Origin of the sequence: Kitasatospora sp. NPDC006697, from assembly GCF_042869935.1 — a bacterium.
Taxonomy (GTDB): Bacteria; Actinomycetota; Actinomycetes; order Streptomycetales; family Streptomycetaceae; genus Kitasatospora.
In genome coordinates, this window is sequence record NZ_JBIAGU010000005.1 from 289,378 (window position 1) to 309,755 (window position 20,378).

Below are 20,378 nucleotides of genomic sequence, written 5' to 3' on the forward strand. Positions count from 1 at the left end.
AGATGACCACCAACGAGGCGAAGCTGCGCGACTACCTCAACAAGGTCGCCGCCGAGCTGCACCAGACCCGGCGCCGGCTGCGCGACATCGAGGAGGCCGGGAACGAGCCGATCGCGATCGTCGGCATGGCCTGCCGGTTCCCCGGCGGCGCCGACACGCCCGACCGGCTCTGGCAGCTGGTCAGCGAGGAGCGCGACGTGGTCGGCCCGTTCCCGACCGACCGCGGCTGGGACCTTGACCACCTCTACGACCCCGACCCGGACACCCCCGGCCGCTCCTACGCCCGCGAAGGCGGCTTCCTCTACGAGGCGGGCGAGTTCGACGCCGAGTTCTTCGGCGTGTCGCCGCGCGAGGCGCTGGCCGCCGAACCGCAGCAGCGCCTGCTGCTGGAGACCGCCTGGGAGGCGCTGGAACACGCCGGGATCGACCCGACCGGGCTGCGCGGCCGCAAGGCGGGCGTCTTCGTCGGCGTGATCGCCCAGGAGTACGGGCCGAGCATGCACCACCTGCCCGCCGAGCAGACCGACGGCTACGTGCTGACCGGCAGCACGACCAGCGTCGCCTCCGGCCGGATCGCCTTCACGCTCGGCCTGGAGGGGCCCGCCGTCACCGTCGACACCGCCTGCTCCTCCTCGCTGGTGGCGATCCACCTGGCCGCGCAGGCGCTGCGCTCCGGCGAGTGCGAGCTGGCGCTCGCGGGCGGCGCGACCGTGCTCTCCGCGCCCGGCATGTTCATCGAGTTCTCCCGCCAGCGCGGGCTGGCGCCCGACGGGCGGTGCAAGCCGTTCGCGGCCGGCGCCGACGGCACGGGCTGGGGCGAGGGCGCGGGGGTGCTGGCACTGGAGAAGCTCTCCGACGCCCGGCGCCACGGGCACCGGGTGCTCGCGGTGCTGCGCGGCTCGGCCGTCAACCAGGACGGCCGCAGCAGCCAGCTCACCGCGCCCAGCGGCTCCGCCCAGCAGCGGGTGATCCGGACCGCGCTGGCCGCCGCCGGCCTCGCCCCGCAGGACGTCGACCTGCTGGAGGCCCACGGCACCGGCACCCGGCTCGGCGACCCGATCGAGGCGGCCGCGCTGCTGGCCACCTACGGCCAGGACCGGCCGGCCGAACGGCCGCTCTGGCTGGGGTCGTTGAAGTCCAACATCGGGCACACCCAGGCGGCCGCCGGGGTCGCGGGCGTGATCAAGTCGGTGCTGGCGCTCCGGCACGGCGTGCTGCCGCGCACCCTGCACGTGGACGAGCCCTCGCCGCACGTGGACTGGACGGCCGGTGGGGTGCGGCTGCTGACGGAGCGCCGGGAGTGGCGCGCCGAGGCGGAGCGGCCGCGCCGGGCCGCCGTCTCGGCCTTCGGCGTGTCGGGCACCAACGCGCACGTGATCCTGGAGGAGGCCCCGGCGGCCGCCACCACCGACGGGGACGGGGACGCCACGCCCGGGGCGGTGCCGCAGGTGCTGCCGCTGCTGCTGTCCGCGCGCACCCCGGCGGCCCTGGCGGCGCAGGCGGGGCGGCTGGCGGCGGTCCTGGAGGGGGTCGTGGAGGCACGGGACGGGGCGCGCGCCGAGGAACGGGAAGTCGGCGGAGCCGACGTCCAGAGCGCGGGCCTCGGGGGAGCGGCCACGCCGGCCGGCACCGCCCTCCCCGAAACCGCCCTCCTCGACACCGCCCACGCGCTCGCCACCACCCGCGCCCAGCTCGCCGAGCGCGCCGTCCTGATCGCCTCCCCCGCCACGGGCGAGGCCGTGGCCGCCCTCCGCGAGCTCGCCGCCGGGCGCGACACGCCCGGGCTGGTGTGCGGACAGGCGGCCGCGGCGCCGGGCAAGGTGGTCTTCGTCTTCCCCGGGCAGGGCTCCCAGTGGCCCGCGATGGCCGCCGGGCTCCTGGACACCGAGCCGGTGTTCGCCGCCTCCCTCGCCGCCGCCTCCGCCGCCCTCGCGCCCCACACCGGTACCGACCTGCTCGCCCTGCTGCGCGACGAGGACCCCGGCGCGCTGGACCGGGTGGAGGTGGTGCAGCCCGCGCTCTGGGCCGTCATGGTGGCGCTGGCCGAACTCTGGCAGCACTACGGGCTGCGCCCCGACGCCGTGGTCGGCCACTCCCAGGGCGAGGTCGCCGCCGCCTACCTGGCCGGCGGGCTCACCCTGGACGACGCCGCCCGGATCGTCGCCCTCCGCGCCCAGGCGCTGGCGCGGATCTCCGGCAAGGGCGGGCTGCTCTCGGTGCCGCGCCCGCTCGCCGAGGTCGAGGCGCGGATCGCCGCCTGGCCCGACCGGCTCTCCATCGGCGTGGTGAACGGCCCGCAGTCCACCGTGGTCTCCGGCGAGCTCTCGGCGCTGGCCGAACTCACCGAGCAGTACACGGCCGAGGGCGTGCGGGTGCGCCCGGTCAACATCGACTACGCCTCGCACTCCGTGCAGACCGACGAGCTGCGCGAGCAACTGGCCGAGCTGCTGGCCCCGGTGGCACCGTTGGCCGGCCGGCTGCCGATGTTCTCCACGGTCACCGCCGACTGGCAGGACACCACCGGGCTGGACGCCGGCTACTGGTTCCGCAACCTGCGGCAGACCGTGCGCTTCGAGGAGGCCACCCGGGCCCTCGCGGCCGACGGGCACACCGTCTTCGTCGAGGTCAGCCCGCACCCCGTGCTGACCGGCGCGATCGAGGACACCCTGCACGCCGCGGGCGTGACCGGCACCGTGGTCACCGGCACGCTCCGCCGCGACCAGGGCGGCCGGGAGCGCTGGCTCCGCTCCGCCGCCGAACTCTGGTCCCAGGGAGTGCCGGTGGACCTCACCGCGGCCTTCGCCGGCACCCGCCCGGGCCCGGCCGAGCTGCCGACCTACCCGTTCCAGCGGCAGCGCTACTGGCTGGACGCCACCCGCTCGCCCGAACTCGCCGCCCCCGCAGCGGCCCAGGCCGACGAGTCGTTCTGGGAGCTGGTCGCGGAGCAGGACGCCGGCCGGCTCGGCGAGACGATCGGGGTGGACGGCGACCGCCTGGTGCCGGTGCTGCCCGCGCTCGCCGCCTGGTGGGACCGCCGTCGCAGCGCCGCCACCTCCGACGGCTGGCGGTACCGCATCAACTGGCGCGCCGTCAGCCCCGATCCGGTCGGCGCGGGCGCGCTGACCGGCGACTGGCTGATCGCCGTCCCCGAGCAGCACACCGAGCACCCCGCCGTCTCCGCCCTCGCCGCCGCCCTGACCGCACGCGGCGCCCGCACCGCCCTGCTGCCGATCGGCGCCGACGCCACCGTCACCGCCGAGTTCGGCGAGTCCACCCCGGCCGGAGTGGCCGCCCTGCTCGGCCTGCACCCCGGCAGCCACCCCGAGCACCCCGAACTCCCGTGGGCGCACGCCGCCGCCGTCGCCCTCGCCCAGGCGCTCGACGGCACCGGCGCCGCCACCCCGCTCTGGTACCTGACCCAGGGCGCCGTCGCCACCAGCGCCACCGACCGGGTGACCGACCCGGCGCAGGCGCTGCTCTGGGGCTTCGGCGCCGTGCTCGCCGCCGAACTCCCCGCCCTCCACGGCGGCCTGCTGGACCTGCCGGCCGAACCCGACGCCGGCACCTGGGAGCATGCCGCCGCGCTGCTCGCCCAGCGCGGCCCCGCCCGCGAGAGCGAGCTGGCCCTGCGTCCGGCCGGCGCCTTCGCCCGCAGACTGGTCCGGGCGCCGCGGACCGGCGCACCGGAGGGAAGTTGGCGCCCGCGCGGCACCGTGCTGGTCACCGGCGGCACCGGTGCGCTCGGCGGCCACGTCGCCCGCTGGCTGGCCGGCCGGGGCGCCGAGCACCTGCTGCTGGTCAGCCGGCGCGGCGCCGACGCGCCCGGCGCCACCGTGCTGGCCGCCGAACTCGCCGCCCTGGGCGCCCAGGTGAGCTTCGCCGCAGTCGACGTCACCGATCGGGCGGCGCTGGCCGAGCTGATCGAGGGCCTGCCCGCCGACCGCCCGCTCGGCTCGGTCTTCCACACTGCCGCCGCGCTGCACGACGCACTGATCCCGGCCCTCGGCACCGAGCAGCTGGCCGACGCCCTCGGCGCCAAGGCCGCCGCCGCCCGCCTGCTGCACGAGCTGACGGCAGATCAGCAGCTGGACGCCTTCGTGCTGTTCTCCTCCGTGGCGGGCCTGTGCGGCATTCCCGGCCAGGCCAACTACGCGCCCGGCAACGCCTATCTGGACGCGCTGGCCGCCCAGCGCCGGGCAGCCGGCCTGCCCGCCACCTCGATCGCCTGGGGCCACTGGGCCGGCGACGGCATCGCCGCCGACGGCGCCGAGCAGCAGCTGCACCGGCACGGCCTGGTCCCGCTGCCGCCCGTGCAGGCCGTCGAGCTGCTCGGCCAGGCCCTCGACCAGCACGACAGCCACCTGGTGGTGGCCGATGCCGACTGGTCCGCCTTCTTCCGCGGCCGGCCCGGCCGGCTGGCCGCCGAACTGCTGCCCGCCGAGGCGGCGCAGAGCACCGGCACCCCCGAGCTCGACCTGGCGCTGATCGACCGGCTCTCCGCGCTGCCCGCCGTCGAGCGCCGCCGCAGCCTGCTCGGCCTGGTGCGCGCCGAGGCGGCGGCCGTCCAGCGGCACCGCTCCGCCGAGGCGATCGACCCCGCCCGCTCGTTCCAGCAGCAGGGCTTCGACTCGCTCACCGCCGTCGAGTTCCGCAACCGGCTCAGCGCCGCCAGCGGTCGCCGGCTGCCCGCCACCGCCGTCTTCGACCACCCCACCCCCGCCGCCCTCACCGACTGGCTGGCCGAGGAGCTGTGGGGCGCACTGGAGCAGACCGACGAGCAACCCGCCACCGTCCGGGCCGTGTTCACCGACGACGACCCGATCGCCATCGTCGGCATGGCCTGCCGCTACCCCGGCGGCGTCGCCTCGCCCGAGGACCTGTGGCGGCTGGTCAGCGACGGGGTGGACGCGCTCACCGAGTTCCCCGCCGACCGCGGCTGGGACCTGGAGCGCCTCTACTCCGCCGACCCCGACCGCCCCGGCACCTCCTACGCCCGACACGGCGGATTCCTGGACGGCATCGCCGAGTTCGACGCCGAGTTCTTCGGCATCCCGCCGCGCGAGGCCCCCGCCGTGGACCCGCAGCAGCGCCTGCTGCTGGAGACCGCCTGGGAGGTCTTCGAACGGGCCGGCATCGACCCGACCGCACTGCGCGGCAGCCGCACCGGCGTCTTCGCCGGCATCTCCGGCCGCGACTACGCGGGCGCCGGCCAGCAGGTCCCGGCCGAGCTGGAGGCCTACCTGGGCATCGGCAACGCGGGCAGCGTGGCCTCCGGCCGGGTCTCCTACACCTTCGGCTTCGAGGGCCCGGCGGTGACCGTGGACACCGCCTGCTCCTCCTCGCTCGTCGCCCTGCACCTGGCCGCCCAGTCCCTGCGCAGCGGCGAGTCCGACCTCGCGGTGGCGGGCGGTGTGCTGCTGATGGCCACGCCGACCACCTTCATCGAGTTCTCCCGGCAGCGCGCCATGTCACCGGACGGGCGCTGCAAGGCCTTTGCGGCCGCCGCCGACGGCACCGGCTGGGCCGAGGGGGTGGGCCTGCTGCTGGTCGAGCGGCTCTCCGACGCGCGGCGCAACGGCCACCAGGTGCTCGCCGTGCTGCGCGGCTCGGCGGTCAACCAGGACGGGGCCTCCAACGGCCTGACCGCGCCCAGCGGTCCCGCGCAGCAGCGGGTGATCCGCCAGGCCCTGGCCAGCGCCGGCCTCAACCCGGCCGAGGTGGACGCCGTGGAGGCGCACGGCACCGGCACCACCCTCGGCGACCCGATCGAGGCGCAGGCCCTGCTCGCCACCTACGGGCAGCAGCGGCCGGCCGAACGCCCGCTCTGGCTCGGCTCGGTGAAGTCCAACATCGGGCACACCCAGGCGGCGGCCGGCGTGGCGGGCGTGATCAAGTCGGTGCTGGCGATCCGGCACGGCTTGCTGCCGCGCACCCTGCACGTGGACGAGCCGTCACCGCACGTCGACTGGTCCTCCGGGACGGTCCGGCTGCTGACGGAGGATCAGCCCTGGCCCACCGGGCTGGACCGCCCGCGCCGGGTCGGCATCTCCGCCTTCGGCGTCTCCGGCACCAACGCCCACGTCATCATCGAGCAGGCCCCCGAGGAGACGGCGCCCGTGCCGCTGCCCGAGGCGCCGCCGGTGATCCCGCTGGTGCTCTCGGCCCGCACCGAACCGGCGCTGCGCGAGCAGGCCGCCCGCCTCGCCGCACTGGTGGAGCGGGAGGGCGAGTTCGCCGTCGCCCAGGCGCTGGCCGCCGGCCGGGCCGCACTGGAGGAGCGGGCCGTGGTCCTCGGCGGCGCCGACGCCTTGCGGGCGCTCGCCACCGGCACCGGCACGGACGCGCTGGTCAGCGGAAACGCCTCCGCTCCCGGCGGGTTGGCGTTCCTCTTCTCCGGCCAGGGCTCGCAGCGCGCCGGGATGGGGCTGGCCCTGCACCAGGCGTTCCCGGTCTTCGCGGAGGCCTTCGACGCCGTGGAGCGGGAGTTGGGGCTCGAGCTGCGCGCGGCGATCGCCGCCGGCACGGAACTCGACCAGACCGGCTGGGCCCAGCCCGCGCTCTTCGCGGTCGGCGTCGCGCTCCACCGGCTCTTCGAATCCTGGGGCGTGCGGCCCGACTTCGTGGCCGGCCACTCGATCGGCGAGGTCGCGGCGGCGCACGTGGCCGGCGTGCTCTCGCTGGCCGACGCCGCCCGGCTGGTCCGGGCCAGGGCCGACCTGATGCAGGCGCTCCCGCAGGGCATCGGCGGCATGGTGGCGCTGGAGGCCACCGAGCAGGAGGTGCGGGACGCGCTGCGGCCGGGTACCGGCATCGCCGCCGTCAACGGCCCGCGCGCCACCGTCGCCTCCGGCGATCTGGCCGGCGTGCTCGAACTGGCCGAGCACTTCGAGGCCCTGGGCCGCCGGGTGCGCAGGCTGCGGGTCTCGCACGCCTTCCACTCCGCGCACCTGGAGCCGATGCTGGAGGAGTTCGCCCGGGTGCTGGGCGAGTTGGCGTTCCAGGAGCCGGCCATCCCGGTGCTGTCCAATGTCAGCGGCCTGTTCGCCGTCCCCGGCGAGCTGACCGACCCGGGCTACTGGGTGCGGCAGGCCCGCGAGGCCGTGCGGTTCGGCGACGTGATCGAGACGCTGCGCGACGCCGGCGCGGCCACCTTCGTCGAGCTCGGCCCGGACGGCGTGCTGACCGGCCTGGTCGGCGAGGGCGCCACGGCCGCCGCGCTGCGCCGGGACCGCGAGGAGGTGCGCACCGCGCTCGCCGCCCTCGGCCGGATCCACGTGCAGGGCCACCGGGTCGACTGGCCCGCCCTGTTCGGCGGCGACCGGACACCCCGGCTCGACCTGCCCACCTACCCCTTCCAGCGCCGCCGCTACTGGCTGGAGCCGCGCACCGGCGGCGCCGACGCCGCCGGCCTCGGCCTCGGCCCGGTCGCCCACCCGATCCTCGGCGCGGCCGTGCCGCTGCCCGACTCGGACGGCGTGCTGCTCACCGGCAGCCTCGCCCTGCGCACCCACCCCTGGCTCGCCGACCACGTCGCCTTCGACACGCCGATCGCCCCCGGCGCCGCGCTCGCCGAGCTGGCCGTCCGGGCCGGAGACGAGGTCGGCGCGGCCACCCTGGAGGAGCTGGTCGTCCAGGCCCCGCTGGTGCTGCCCGCCCAGGGCGCCGCACAGCTGCGGGTCACCGTCGGCGAGTCGCAGCCCGACGGCCGGCGCGCCGTCACCCTGCACTCGCGGGCCGGCGTCGACGGCCCGTGGACCCGCCACGCCGCCGGCACCCTCACCGACAGCATCACCGCCACGGTCGACAGGCCGGCCCAGTGGCCCCCGGCCGGGGCCGCACAGCTGCCCGTCGAGGAGGCCTACCAGGCGCTCGCCGCCGCCGGGCTCGCCTACGGCCCCGCCTTCCAGGGCCTGCGCGCCGTCTGGCGCGACGGCGGGACCAGCTACGCCGAGGCGGCGCTGCCCGAGGCGCTGCACCCCGACGCCGCCCGGTTCGGCCTGCACCCGGCCCTGCTCGACGCCGCCCTGCAACTGCCCGGACTGCACGCGGCCGGCCCGCGCCTGCCCTTCGCCTACCGGGGCGTCACCCTGCACGCGGCCGGGGCCACCGCGCTGCGGGTCCAGGTCACCGCCACCGGACCCGACCGGTTCGCGCTGACCGCCTGGGACCCGGCCGGACAGCCCGTGGTCACCATCGAGGAGCTGACCACCCGCCCGGTCGAAGGCGGCCGGCTCGCCGCCGCCCCGGCGACCGACCGCGACGCGTTGTTCGCCGTCGAGTGGCAGGAGCACCCGCTGGGCGAGGCGCCGGGGGTGTCGCAGATCCGTACGATCAACGGCGACACGCCGCGCGCCGCCCTCGCCGACGCCCTCACCGCGCTGCAGCAGCACGGCCAGGAGGCCCCGCTGGTCCTGGTCACCCGGCACGCCGTCAGCACCGACTGCGCGCCCGACCTCGCCCAGGCGGCCGTCTGGGGCCTGGTCCGCTCCGCCCAGTCCGAGCAGCCCGGCCGGTTCCTGCTGGTCGACACCGACGGCACCCCGGCCTCCACCGCCGCCCTGCCGGCCGCCGCCGCGAGCGGCGAGGAGCAGCTGGCGCTGCGCGAGGGCCGGGCGTACGTGCCCCGGCTGGTCCGGGCCGAGCAGCCCGACCGGGCCGCCCCCGAGTGGGATCCCGAAGGCACCGTGCTGATCACCGGCGGCACCGGCGGGCTCGGCTCGCTGCTCGCCCGCCACCTGGTCACCGAGCACGGGGCGCGGCACCTGCTGCTCACCTCCCGGCGCGGCCCGCAGGCACCCGGCGCCGCCGAGCTCCGCGCCGACCTGGCCGCACTCGGCGCGAGCGTCACCCTGGCCGCCGCCGACACCGCCGACCGGGCGGGCCTCGCGGCCCTGCTGGACGCCATCCCCACCGCCCACCCGCTGCGGGCCGTCATCCACACCGCCGGCGTCACCGACGACGGAGTGCTCGACTCGCTCACCCCCGAGCGGATCGACACCGTGCTGCGCCCCAAGGCCGACGGCGCCGACCACCTGCACGAACTGACGAAGGGCCGGCAGCTCACCGCCTTCGTGCTCTACTCCTCGGTGGCCGGCCTGCTCGGCTCCCCGGGCCAGGGCAGCTACGCCGCCGCCAACACCCACCTGGACGCGCTCGCCGCCCGGCGCCGCGCCGAAGGCCTGCCCGGCCTCTCGCTCGCCTGGGGCCAGTGGGCCGAAACCAGCGGCATCACCGGCAAGCTGACCGCCGCCGACCACGCCCGGCTGGCCCGGCTCGGCATCCGCCCGATCGACAACGCCCAGGGCCTGGCCCTGTTCGACGCCGCCCTGCGGCAGGCCGGACGGGCCGCGCTGGTGCCCGCCCCGCTCGACCTGGCCGCCCTGCGCTCCACCGCCGCCCCCGTGCCGCCGCTGCTCCGCGCCCTGCTCCCGGCACCCAGGCGCCGCACCGCCGCCGAGGCCGGCCGGCCCACCGGCGGACTCGCCCAGCGGCTGGCCGCGCTGGCCGACGACACCGAGCGCCGCGCCGAGCTGCTGCAGCTGGTCCGCACCGAACTCGGCACCGTGCTCGGCACCGAGGGCGACGGCATCGACGCGCAGCGCCCGTTCACCGGCCTCGGCATCGACTCGCTGACCGCCGTCGAGCTGCGCAACCGGATCAACACGGCCACCGGCCTGCGGCTCCCCGCCACCATGGTCTTCGACCACCCGAGCGCCCAGGCCCTGGCCGACCGGCTGGCCGCCGAACTGCTCGCCCCGGCACCGCAGTCCGCGCCCGCACCGGTCGCGGGCACCCCGGCCCGGATCGACGAGCCGATCGCCATCGTCGGCATGGCCTGCCGCCTGCCCGGCGGCGTCGGCTCGCCCGAGGAGCTGTGGCAGCTGGTCGCCGAAGGCCGGGACGCCATCGGCCCGTTCCCCGACGACCGGGGCTGGGACCTGGACGCGCTCTACTCCGCCGACCCCGCCACCCCCGGCACCTCCTACACCCGGCACGGCGGATTCCTCGACCGCCCGGCCGACTTCGACGCCGAGTTCTTCGGCATCTCGCCCCGCGAGGCGCTGGCCACCGACCCGCAGCAGCGCCTGCTGCTGGAGACCGCCTGGGAGGCCCTGGAGAGCGCCGGCATCGACCCCACCGGCCTGCGCGGCAGCCGCACCGGCGTCTTCGCCGGCGTGATGTACCACGACTACGCACCCCGAGTCCGCGAGATCCCGGCCGAGTTGGAGGGCTGGCTCGGCAACGGCACGGCAGGCAGCGTCGCTTCGGGCCGGATCTCCTACTCCTTCGGCTTCGAGGGCCCGGCGGTGACCGTGGACACCGCCTGCTCCTCCTCGCTGGTCGCCCTGCACCTGGCCGCCCAGTCGCTGCGCACCGGCGAATGCGACCTGGCGCTGGCCGGCGGCGTCGCCGTGATGTCCACCCCGACCACCTTCGTGGAGTTCTCCCGCCAGCGCGCCCTCTCCGCCGACGGCCGCTGCAAGGCCTACGCGGGCGCCGCCGACGGCACCGGCTGGGGCGAGGGGGTCGGCCTGCTGCTGGTCGAGCGGCTCTCCGACGCGCGGCGCAACGGCCACCCCGTGCTCGCCGTGGTGCGCGGCACGGCGGTCAACCAGGACGGAGCCTCCAACGGCCTCACCGCGCCCAGCGGCCCCGCCCAGCAGCGGGTGATCCAGCAGGCCCTGGCCGCCGCCGGACTGACGCCCGCCGAGGTGGACGCCGTGGAGGGCCACGGCACCGGCACCACGCTCGGCGACCCGATCGAGGCCCAGGCGCTGCTGGCCAGCTACGGGCAGGACCGGGCGCCCGAACGGCCCCTCTACCTGGGCTCGCTGAAGTCCAACATCGGCCACACCCAGGCCGCCGCCGGCGCCGCCGGAGTGATCAAGATGGTGCAGGCGATCCGGCACGGCCTGCTGCCCAAGACCCTGCACGTGGACGAGCCCTCGCCGTTCGTGGACTGGTCGACCGGCGCGGTCGAGCTGCTGACGGAGCGTCAGGAGTGGCCGGAGACCGGTCGGCCGCGCCGGGCCGGAGTCTCCTCCTTCGGGGTCTCCGGCACCAACGCCCACGTCATCATCGAGCAGGCACCCGAACCCGAGCGGCCCGCCGAGCGCGGTCCGGCGCCCGCCGTGCTGCCGTACGTGCTCTCCGCCCGCTCCCCGCAGGCGCTGCGCGCCCAGGCCGGCCGGCTGGCCGACCTGCTGGAGCGCGGCCCGGCCGAACCCGTGGACCTCGCGCACTCGCTGCTCACCACCCGGGCCGCGCTCGGCGAACGCGCCGTGGTGATCGGCGACCGCACCGCTCTGGTCGCGGCCGCACTCGGCGAGCCCTCGCCCGCCCTGGTCACCGGCACCGCGGGGGAGACCGGCAAGACCGTCTTCGTCTTCCCCGGCCAGGGCTCCCAGTGGGCCGGCATGGCCGCCGAACTGCTCGACAGCTCGCCGGTCTTCGCCGCCCGGATCGCCGAGTGCGCTGCCGCGCTGGCCGAGCACACCGACTGGTCGCTGCTCGACGTGCTGCGCGGCACGCCCGGCAGCGCCGTGCTGGACCGGGTGGACGTGGTGCAACCCGCCCTCTGGGCCGTGATGGTGGCGCTGGCCGAACTCTGGCGGCAGCACGGTGTCCACCCCGACGCCGTGGTCGGCCACAGCCAGGGCGAGATCGCCGCCGCCACCGTCGCCGGCGCGCTCAGCCTGGCCGACGGCGCCCGGGTGGTGGCCCTGCGCAGCCGCGCCATCCTGGCCCTCTCCGGCCACGGCGGCATGGCCTCGATCGCACTGCCCGCCGAGCAGGTGCGCGAGCGGATCGCCGGGTACGACGGCAGGCTCTCCATCGCGGTGGTCAACGGACCGTCGGCCACCGTGGTCGCCGGTGAACCCGGGCCGCTGCAGGAGCTGGTGAGCGCGTACCAGGCGGCCGAGGTGCGGGCCCGGCTGATCCCGGTCGACTACGCCTCGCACTCCGCCCAGGTGGACGGCCTGCGCGGCGAACTCCTCACCCTGCTCGCCCCGGTGGCACCCCGGCCGGCCGCCGTCCCGCTGCTCTCCACCGTCACCGCCGACTGGCAGGACGGCGAAGGGCTGGACGCCGCCTACTGGTTCGGCAACCTGCGCGAGACGGTCCGGTTCGAGGAGGCCACCCGGGCCCTGGCCGAGTCCGGGCACACCGTCTTCGTCGAGATCAGCCCGCACGCCGTGCTGACCGTGCCGGTGCAGGAGACCCTGGAGGCGGCCGGCGCCGGGCGCCGCGCCGTGGTCACCGGCACGCTCCGCCGCGACCAGGGCGGCCTGGACCGGTTCCTGCTCTCGGCCGCCGAACTCCACGTGCGCGGCGTGCGGGTGGACTGGTCGGCCGCGCTCGCCGGCGCCCGGCCGCGCCGCGCCGAGCTGCCGACCTACTCCTTCCAGCGGCAGCGGTACTGGCTGGACGCGCAGGTCACCAACAGCACCGTGAGCGTCGCCGGGCTCGCCGCCGAACCGGGCGGGGCCGGCCAAGGGCCGGAGTGGATCGCGAAGCTGGCGCCGCTGAGCGACCCGGCGGAGCGGCTGGAGCTGCTGCTCGACCTGGTCCGCCGGGAGGCCGCCGTGGTGCTCGGCCACAGCGGGCACGCCGGCGTGGCCGCCGACCGGGCCTTCCGCGAGCTCGGCCTCAGCTCGCTCACCGCCGTCGAACTGCGCAACCGGATCGGCGCCGCCACCGGCCTGGAACTACCCGCCACCCTGGTCTTCGACCACCCCACGCCCGGCGCCATCGCCGAGCACCTGGCCGGGCAACTGCCCGCCGGGGACGGTGGATCGACGGACCCGGTCGGCGCACCGGCCGCCCTCGCCGCCCTGGAGCGGGCCCTCGCCGCACCCGGCGCCGAGGACCCGGACCGCACGGAGGTGCTGGCCCGGCTGCGCGCCCTGGTGGACCGCTGGGACACCGGCGCCCCCGCCGGCGCGGACCCGTCGGAGGAACTGGACCTGGAGACCGCCACCGACGAGGAGCTCTTCGCCCTCATGGACCGCGACGCCGAGTCGCGCTGGAAGGACTGACCGCAGCGATGTCGAACGACCAGAAGCTCCGCGAGTACCTGAAGCGCGCGCTGGCCGACGCCCAGAAGGCGCAGAAGCGCCTCCAGGAGGTCGAGTCCGCGCGGCGGGAGCCGATCGCGATCGTGGGCATGGCCTGCCGGCTCCCCGGCGGGATCGGCTCGCCCGAGGAGCTGTGGCAGGCCGTGCTCGAAGGCCGGGACGCGATCGGCGAGTTCCCGGCCGACCGGGGCTGGGACCTGGACGGCCTGCACCACCCCGACCCCGACCACCCCGGCACCTCCTACACCCGGCACGGCGGATTCCTCGACACCACCGCCGAGTTCGACGCCGAGTTCTTCGGCATCTCGCCGCGCGAGGCGCTGGCCACCGACCCGCAGCACCGGCTGCTGCTGGAGACCGCCTGGGAGGCCTTCGAGCACGCCGGGATCGACCCCACCGGCCTGCGCGGCAGCCGGACCGCCGTCTTCGCGGGCATCGCCGGCGGCGACTACACGCCCCGGCACCACGAGGCCCCCGGCGAGTTGGAGGGCTTCCTCGGCATCGGCGGACTGGACAGCGTGGCCAGCGGACGGATCGCCTACACCTTCGGCTTCGAGGGCCCGGCGGTGACCGTGGACACCGCCTGCTCCTCCTCGCTGGTCGCACTGCACCTGGCCGCCCAGTCGCTGCGCAGCGGCGAGTCCGAGCTCGCGCTGGCCGGCGGCGTCAGCCTGATGGCCACCCCGCAGGGCTTCATCGAGTTCTCCCGGCAGCGCGGCCTCTCACCCGACGGGCGCTGCAAGGCCTTCGGCGCGGAGGCCGACGGCACCGGCTGGGCCGAGGGCGTGGGCCTGCTGCTGGTCGAGCGGCTCTCCGACGCGCGGCGCAACGGCCACCAGGTGCTGGCGGTGCTGCGCGGCTCGGCGGTCAACCAGGACGGGGCCTCCAACGGCCTGACCGCGCCCAGCGGTCCCGCGCAGCAGCGGGTGATCCGCGAGGCGCTGGCCAGCGCCCGTCTCGACCCGGCCGAGGTGGACGCCGTGGAGGCGCACGGCACCGGCACCCGGCTCGGCGACCCGATCGAGGCGGCGGCGCTGCTGGCCACCTACGGCCAGGACCGGCCGGCCGAACGGCCGCTCTGGCTCGGATCGTTGAAGTCCAACATCGGGCACACCCAGGCGGCGGCCGGCGTGGCGGGCGTGATCAAGTCGGTGCAGGCGATCCGGCACGGCCTGCTGCCGCGCACCCTGCACGCGGACGAGCCCTCGCCGTACGTCGACTGGTCGGCCGGCCGGGTGAAGCTGCTGACGCAGCCCCAGGAGTGGTCGGCAGGCGGACAGCGCCGGATCGGGGTCTCGGCGTTCGGGGCGAGCGGCACCAATGCGCATGTGATCATCGAGCAGGCGCCGGAAAGCCAGCAGGCGGCCGAGCCGGGGGAGGCCCCGGCGCTGCTGCCGGTGCTGCTCTCCGCGCGCTCGCCGGAGGCGCTGCGCGCGCAGGCCGCGAAGCTGGCGCAGTGGCTGGCCGCCGACCCGGAGGACGCCGAACTGGCCGACCTGGCGTACACGCTGGCCACCGGACGGGCACTGCTGGACGAGCGGGCGCTGCTGCTGGCCGGCGACCGGCGCGAGCTGCTGGACGGCCTGGAGCGGGTGGCCGTCGGCAGCGGGCTGATCGGCTCGGCCGCCGAACCGGCCGCCCTGGCCTTCCTGTTCTCCGGCCAGGGCTCGCAGCGGGCCGGCATGGGACTGGCGCTCCACCGGGAGTTCCCCGTCTACGCGGAGGCCTTCGACGCGGTCGAGCGGGAGTTGGGCCTCGCGCTGAAGCCGGTGCTCGCCTCGGGCGACGGCCTCGACGACACCGGCTGGGCGCAGCCCGCGCTCTTCGCGGTCGGCGTCGCGCTCTACCGGCTCTTCGAATCCTGGGGCGTGCGGCCGGACTTCGTCTCCGGCCACTCGATCGGCGAGGTCGCGGCGGCGCACGTCGCCGGCGTGCTCGGGCTAGGCGACGCGGCCAAGCTGGTGGTGGCGCGGGCCCGGCTGATGCAGCAGCTGCCGCTCGGCGTCGGCGGCATGGTCGCGCTGGAGGCGACCGAGGAGGAGGTGCGGGCGGCCCTGCTGCCCGGCACCGAGCTCGGCGCCGTCAACGGCCCGCGCTCGGTGGTGGTCACCGGCGACCTGGGCCAGGTGCAGCGGATCGGCGAGCAGTTCGAGGCGCAAGGACGCCGGGTGCGGCGGCTGCGGGTCTCGCACGCCTTCCACTCGGCCCACCTGGAGCCGGTGCTCGGCGAGTTCCGCCGGGTGGTGGCGGGCCTGGAGCTGCGCGAACCGCGGATCCCCGTGGTCTCCAACGTCAGCGGCAAGGTCGCGGCGCCCGGCGAACTCACCGACCCCGAGTACTGGGTGCGCCAGGTGCGGGAGGCGGTGCGGTTCGGCGACGTGGTCGACACGCTGCGCGACGCCGGGGTGCGCAGCTTCGTCGAGCTCGGGCCGCACGGGGTGCTGAGCGGGCTGGTGCAGACGGCCGTCGAGGACGCCGTCACCGCCCCGGCGCTGCGCTGGGACCGCGAGGAGGTGCGCACGGTGCTGCTCGCGCTCGGCCGGGTGCATGTGCACGGCCACCGGGTCGACTGGTCCTCGCACTTCGGCGCCGGACGGCGGCGGGTCGCGCTGCCGACCTACGCCTTCCAACGGCGGCGGTACTGGCTGCGCCAGGCCGCCGCCCCGGGGGACTTGGGGCGGCTGGGCCTGACGGGCGTGGACCACGCGATCGCGGGCGCGGCGGTGCCGCTGGCGGACTCCGACGGCCTGCTGCTCGCCGGCGGCCTCTCGCTGCGGTCGCACCCGTGGCTGGCCGACCACGCGGTGCAGGGCACGGTGATCGTCCCCGGCACGGCACTGGTCGACCTCGCGGTGCGGGCCGGCGAGGAGGCGGGCACGGGGACGCTGGAGGAACTGGTGATCCAGGCTCCGCTGGTGCTGGACGCCGATGCGGCCGTCCAGCTCCGGGTGACGGTCGGCGCGCCCGGCGAGGACGGGACCCGCCCGGTCGCGGTCCACTCGCGCCGGGACCCGGCCGCCGAGTGGGCGCGCCACGCCTACGGGACGCTCAGCGACGCCACGCCCGGGGACGCGGCGTGGCGCCCGCAGGCATGGCCGCCGGCGGGCGCGGCACCGGTGGCGGTGGACACGCTGTACGAGGACCTCGCGGCCTCGGGGCTGGTCTACGGGCCGGCGTTCCAGGGCCTGCGGGCCGCCTGGCGGGACGCGGAGGCGCTGTACGCGGAGATCGCGCTGCCGGAGGGCGGGGCGGAGGAGGCGGCGCGGTTCGGGATCCACCCGGCGCTGCTGGACGCCGCCGTGCACCTGACGGCGCATGACACCCTTGCCGACACGCCCGAGGGGACCACCCGCCTGCCGTTCGCCTATGAGGGCATCCGCCTGCACGGAACGGGCGCGACGCGCCTGCGGGTGCGGTTGCGCTACCTGGACGCGGAGGCGATCACGCTCGACGCGGTGGACGCGGCGGGCGCCCCCGTGCTGACGATGGCGGCGCTGCGCTCGCGAGTCGTCTCGGGGGCGCAGCTGAGCGGGGCGGCGGGCGATGCGCTGTTCACGGTGGAGTGGCGGCCGCTGGGGGAGGGGGAGGGCTCCGAGTGGCGCGGGGCGGTGCTGGAGACGGCCGGCGCGGGACCGGCCGTCCTCGACCAGGTCCTCACCCACCTGCGGCACGCGGAGGGCGAGGGCCCGCTCGCGATCGTGACCCGAGGGGCCGTCAGCCTCCCGGGTGACGGCGCGCCCGATCCCGCCCAGGCACCGGCCTGGGGGCTGGTGCGCTCGGCGCAGTCCGAGCAGCCGGGCCGCTTCGTCCTGGTGGACAGCGACGGCTCGGCGGCCTCGGCCGCCGCGCTCACGCAGGCGCTGGCGAGCGGGGAGCCGCAGCTTGCGCTGCGCGAGGGGGTGGCCCGGGTGCCGCGCCTGGTGCGGGTGGGGTCCCCGGAGCCCGGGGAGCCGGCCGTCTCCTGGGACCCCCGGGGCACCGTCCTGATCACCGGCGGCACCGGCACGCTCGGCGCCCTGCTCGCCCGCCACCTCGTCACCGCCCACGGCGTCCGGCACCTCCTCCTCACCTCCCGCCGGGGCCCCGAGGCCCCCGGGGCGGCCGAGCTGCGCGAGGAACTGCGGGCCGCAGGGGCCGAGGTGACGGTGCTCGCCGCCGATGCCGCCGACCGTGCCGCGCTCGCCGCCGCCATCGGTGCCATACCGCCCGCGCATCCCCTGCGGGCCGTCGTCCACACCGCCGGCGTCGTCGACGACGGACTGCTGGACACCCTCACGCCCGACCGGCTCGCCGCCGTCCTCCGGCCCAAGGCCGAAGGCGCCCGGCACCTGCACGAGTTGACGCTCCACCACGACCTCACCGCCTTCGTCCTCTACTCCTCCGTCGCCGCCCTGCTCGGCGGCCCCGGGCAGGGCGCCTACGCGGCAGCCAACACCGCGCTCGACGCCCTCGCCGCCGAGCGCCGGGCCGCCGGCCTCCCGGGCGTGGCGCTGGCCTGGGGGGCCTGGGACACGCCGAGCGGGGTCACCGCGCACCTCTCCGAGGCGGACCGGCGGCGGGCCGCGCGGGCCGGGCTGCGGCCGATCGGCGATGCGCAGGGCCTGCGGCTCCTCGACGCCGCGCTCGCGGCGAGCCGGAGCACCGGGCCCTACCTGGTCGCCGCCCCGCTCGACCTCGCCGCCGTCCGGGCCGGCGCCGCCGTCCCCGCCGTGCTGCGCGCCCTCGTGCCGCCCGCCCGCCGACGGCCCAAGCCGGTCACCGCGCTCGCGCCCAGCCTCGATCCGCAGGCCCGCCGGGCCGCCCTGCTGGAGCTGGTCCGCAGCGCCGCCGCCGAGGTGCTGGCCACCGAGGCGCAGGCCGTCGCGCCCGGCAAGCCGTTCAACGAGCTGGGCCTGGACTCGCTCACCGCCGTCGAACTGCGCAACCGCCTGACCGCCGCGACCGGCCACCGGCTGGCCCCGACCGTCACCTTCGACCACCCGACCCCGAACGCCCTCGCCGACCACCTCGACGAGCAGTACGCCGAGCCGGAACCGCAGCAGCGGACCACCACCGACCAGCCGCTCTCCACCCTCTACCAGCGCCTGGCCGCCCAGGGCAGCTTCACCGCCGCCTCCGAGCTGATCGGCGTCGCCTCCGCCCTGCGCACCCGGTTCACCGCCGACCAGCGCGCCGAGCACGCCCGCCGACCCCTCCAACTCGCCTCCGGCGAGGGCGAGCTGGCCGTGGTCTGCTTCCCCGCGCTGAGCGCCATCTCCGGCCCGCACGAGTACGCCCGGTTCGGCCACTCCTTCCAGGGCGAGCGCGACCTCTTCGTGCTGCCCTCGCCCGGCTGGGACGAGGCCGACCCGCTGCCCGACACCCTCGAGACCTATCTGCGCCTGCAGACCGAGGCGGTGGCGGAGGCCGTCGGCACCGAGCGGCCGATCGTCGTGGTCGGCCGGTCGATGGGCGGCTGCGTGGCCAACGCCGTCACCGCCCGCCTGGAGGAACTCGGCCGCCCGGTCGCCGGGTTGCTACTGCTCGACGCCTACCCGGTGGACAGCGCGGTCCGGCCGGGCATGGCGGACTGGTGGCTGACGGCGATGCTCACCGGCATGGTCGAGCGGATCGCGCAGTACGACATGGTCTGGAGCGACGCCAGCCTGACCGCGATGGGCGGCTACAACTCGGTGTTCGCCCAGTGGCAGCCGCAGCCCGTCGCCGCGCCCGTGCTCGCCCTGCGCGCCGACACCCCGCTGCGCGGCACCCTCGTGGACCCGACCGGCGGGCAGGACTGGCGCGCCTGGTGGCCGCACCCGCACCAGGCGCGGGACATCCCCGGCGACCACTTCACCATCCTCGAACACCACACCCCCAGCACGGCGGACGCGGTCCGCGGCTGGGTGCGGCACCTCGAGCAGCAGAGCAACGGACGACAGGAGGAGCAGGTATGACCGACCCGGTGGCACTGGTGACCGGAGCAGGATCGGGCATCGGCGAGGCGACGGTACGGCTGTTCGCGGAACGCGGCCACCGGGTGGTGGCCGTCGACGTGGACGAGCAAGGGCTGGCGGCCCTGGCCGAGTTGGACGGTGTGGTCACCGTGGTCGGCGACGTGGCCCGGGAGGAGACCAACGCCGAGGCGGTACAGCGGGCGATCGCCGAGTTCGGCCGGCTGGACACGGCCGTGCTGAACGCCGGGATCGGCGGCGCCGGTCCGCTGGAGGCGGCCGGCTCGATCGAACGGCTGGACCGGCTCTACGCGGTGAACGTGCGCGGCACCGCCCTCGGCATCCGGGCCGCCGTGCCCGCGCTGCGGGCGGCCGGCGGCGGGGCGATCGTCGCCACCTCCTCGGTCTCCGGCCTGCGCGGCGACCCGGGCACCTGGGGCTACAACGCCACCAAGGCGGCCGTGATCAACCTGGTGCGCGCCGCCGCCATCGACTACGCGGCGCAGAACATCCGGGTCAACGCCATCGCCCCCGGCGGCACGGTGACCGGCATGACGGCCGGCCAGGTGGCCGACCCGGCGTTCTCCCGGTTCATCACCAGCCGAATCCCGGCGCAGCGTTGGGCCGATCCCCGGGAACAGGCGGAGGTGGTCTGGTTCCTGGCCTCCCCGGCGGCCTCCTACGTCACCGGCGTCACCGTGCCGGTGGACGGCGGCCTGAGCGCCAACGGCGGCATCCTGCTGCCGCCGCCCGCCAACTGAACAACCACACATGACGATGCATCAGATACTGAAGGAGCGCGCAGAGATGAGCGACGTGTCGACCCTGGAGCAGAACAAGCAGGTGGTCCGCCGCTACTACCACGAGATGGTGAGCGGGCAGCGGATCGACCTGCTGGCCGAGCTGGTGGCCGAGGACGCTGCGGACGAGACCATCGTCGGGGTGGGCGGCAGCGGCAGCCGGGAGGACTTCCGGCAGCACCTGCTGACCCTCTGGGGGAACGTGCCGGACGTCCGGGCCACCGTGGAGGACCTGCTGGCCGAGGGCGACCGGGTGATCGCCTACTGGCGGATCGAGGGCACCCACTCCGGCCCGGTCTTCGGCGTGCCCGCCACCGGCCGCCCGTTCACCGGCCTCAGCATCAGCCAACTGACCCTCAAGGACGGCCAGGTGGTCCGCTACAACGTGCTGCCCGACCGGCTCGGCATCCTGCGCCAGCTCACCGCCGCCGCGGTCTGACCCGCACTGCCGAGCAGGGGGCCGGCCCGGGGGGGGGCCGGCCCGCCCCCCCCCCCCCCCCCCCCCCGGGGGGCCCCGGCCCCCCCCCCCCGCACATCCCAACCCACCCCCCGGGGATAACCCCCCC

The 20,378-nt window shown here is 76.8% G+C and carries 4 protein-coding genes; all 4 read left to right on the plus strand.

Annotated features, from left to right (window positions below):
- Positions 1-2 precede the first annotated feature (2 nt).
- From ACFYNO_RS10100 to ACFYNO_RS10115, 4 genes are read left to right on the plus strand one after another with little or no spacing between them, the layout of a single operon-like run.
- A complete protein-coding gene (locus tag ACFYNO_RS10100; protein ID WP_388008342.1) occupies positions 3-13,040 on the plus strand; it encodes a type I polyketide synthase in 13,038 nt (4,345 codons plus the stop codon).
- A gap of 8 nt (positions 13,041-13,048) precedes the next feature.
- Positions 13,049-19,015 carry an SDR family NAD(P)-dependent oxidoreductase gene (locus ACFYNO_RS10105; RefSeq protein WP_388008345.1) on the plus strand — a complete coding sequence of 1,989 codons (5,967 nt, stop codon included), beginning with the start codon at positions 13,049-13,051 and terminating at the stop codon, positions 19,013-19,015.
- The gene (locus ACFYNO_RS10110) at positions 19,012-19,773 is read left to right on the plus strand and encodes an SDR family NAD(P)-dependent oxidoreductase (RefSeq protein WP_388008348.1); all 762 of its coding nucleotides are present in this window, start codon (positions 19,012-19,014) and stop codon (positions 19,771-19,773) included. Before ACFYNO_RS10105 ends, ACFYNO_RS10110 begins: the two co-directional genes overlap by 4 nt.
- Positions 19,774-19,819: 46 nt before the next feature.
- Entirely contained in the window at positions 19,820-20,251 is a 432-nt protein-coding gene (locus tag ACFYNO_RS10115) for an ester cyclase (RefSeq protein ID WP_388008351.1), read from the plus strand.
- Positions 20,252-20,378: the final 127 nt, after the last annotated feature.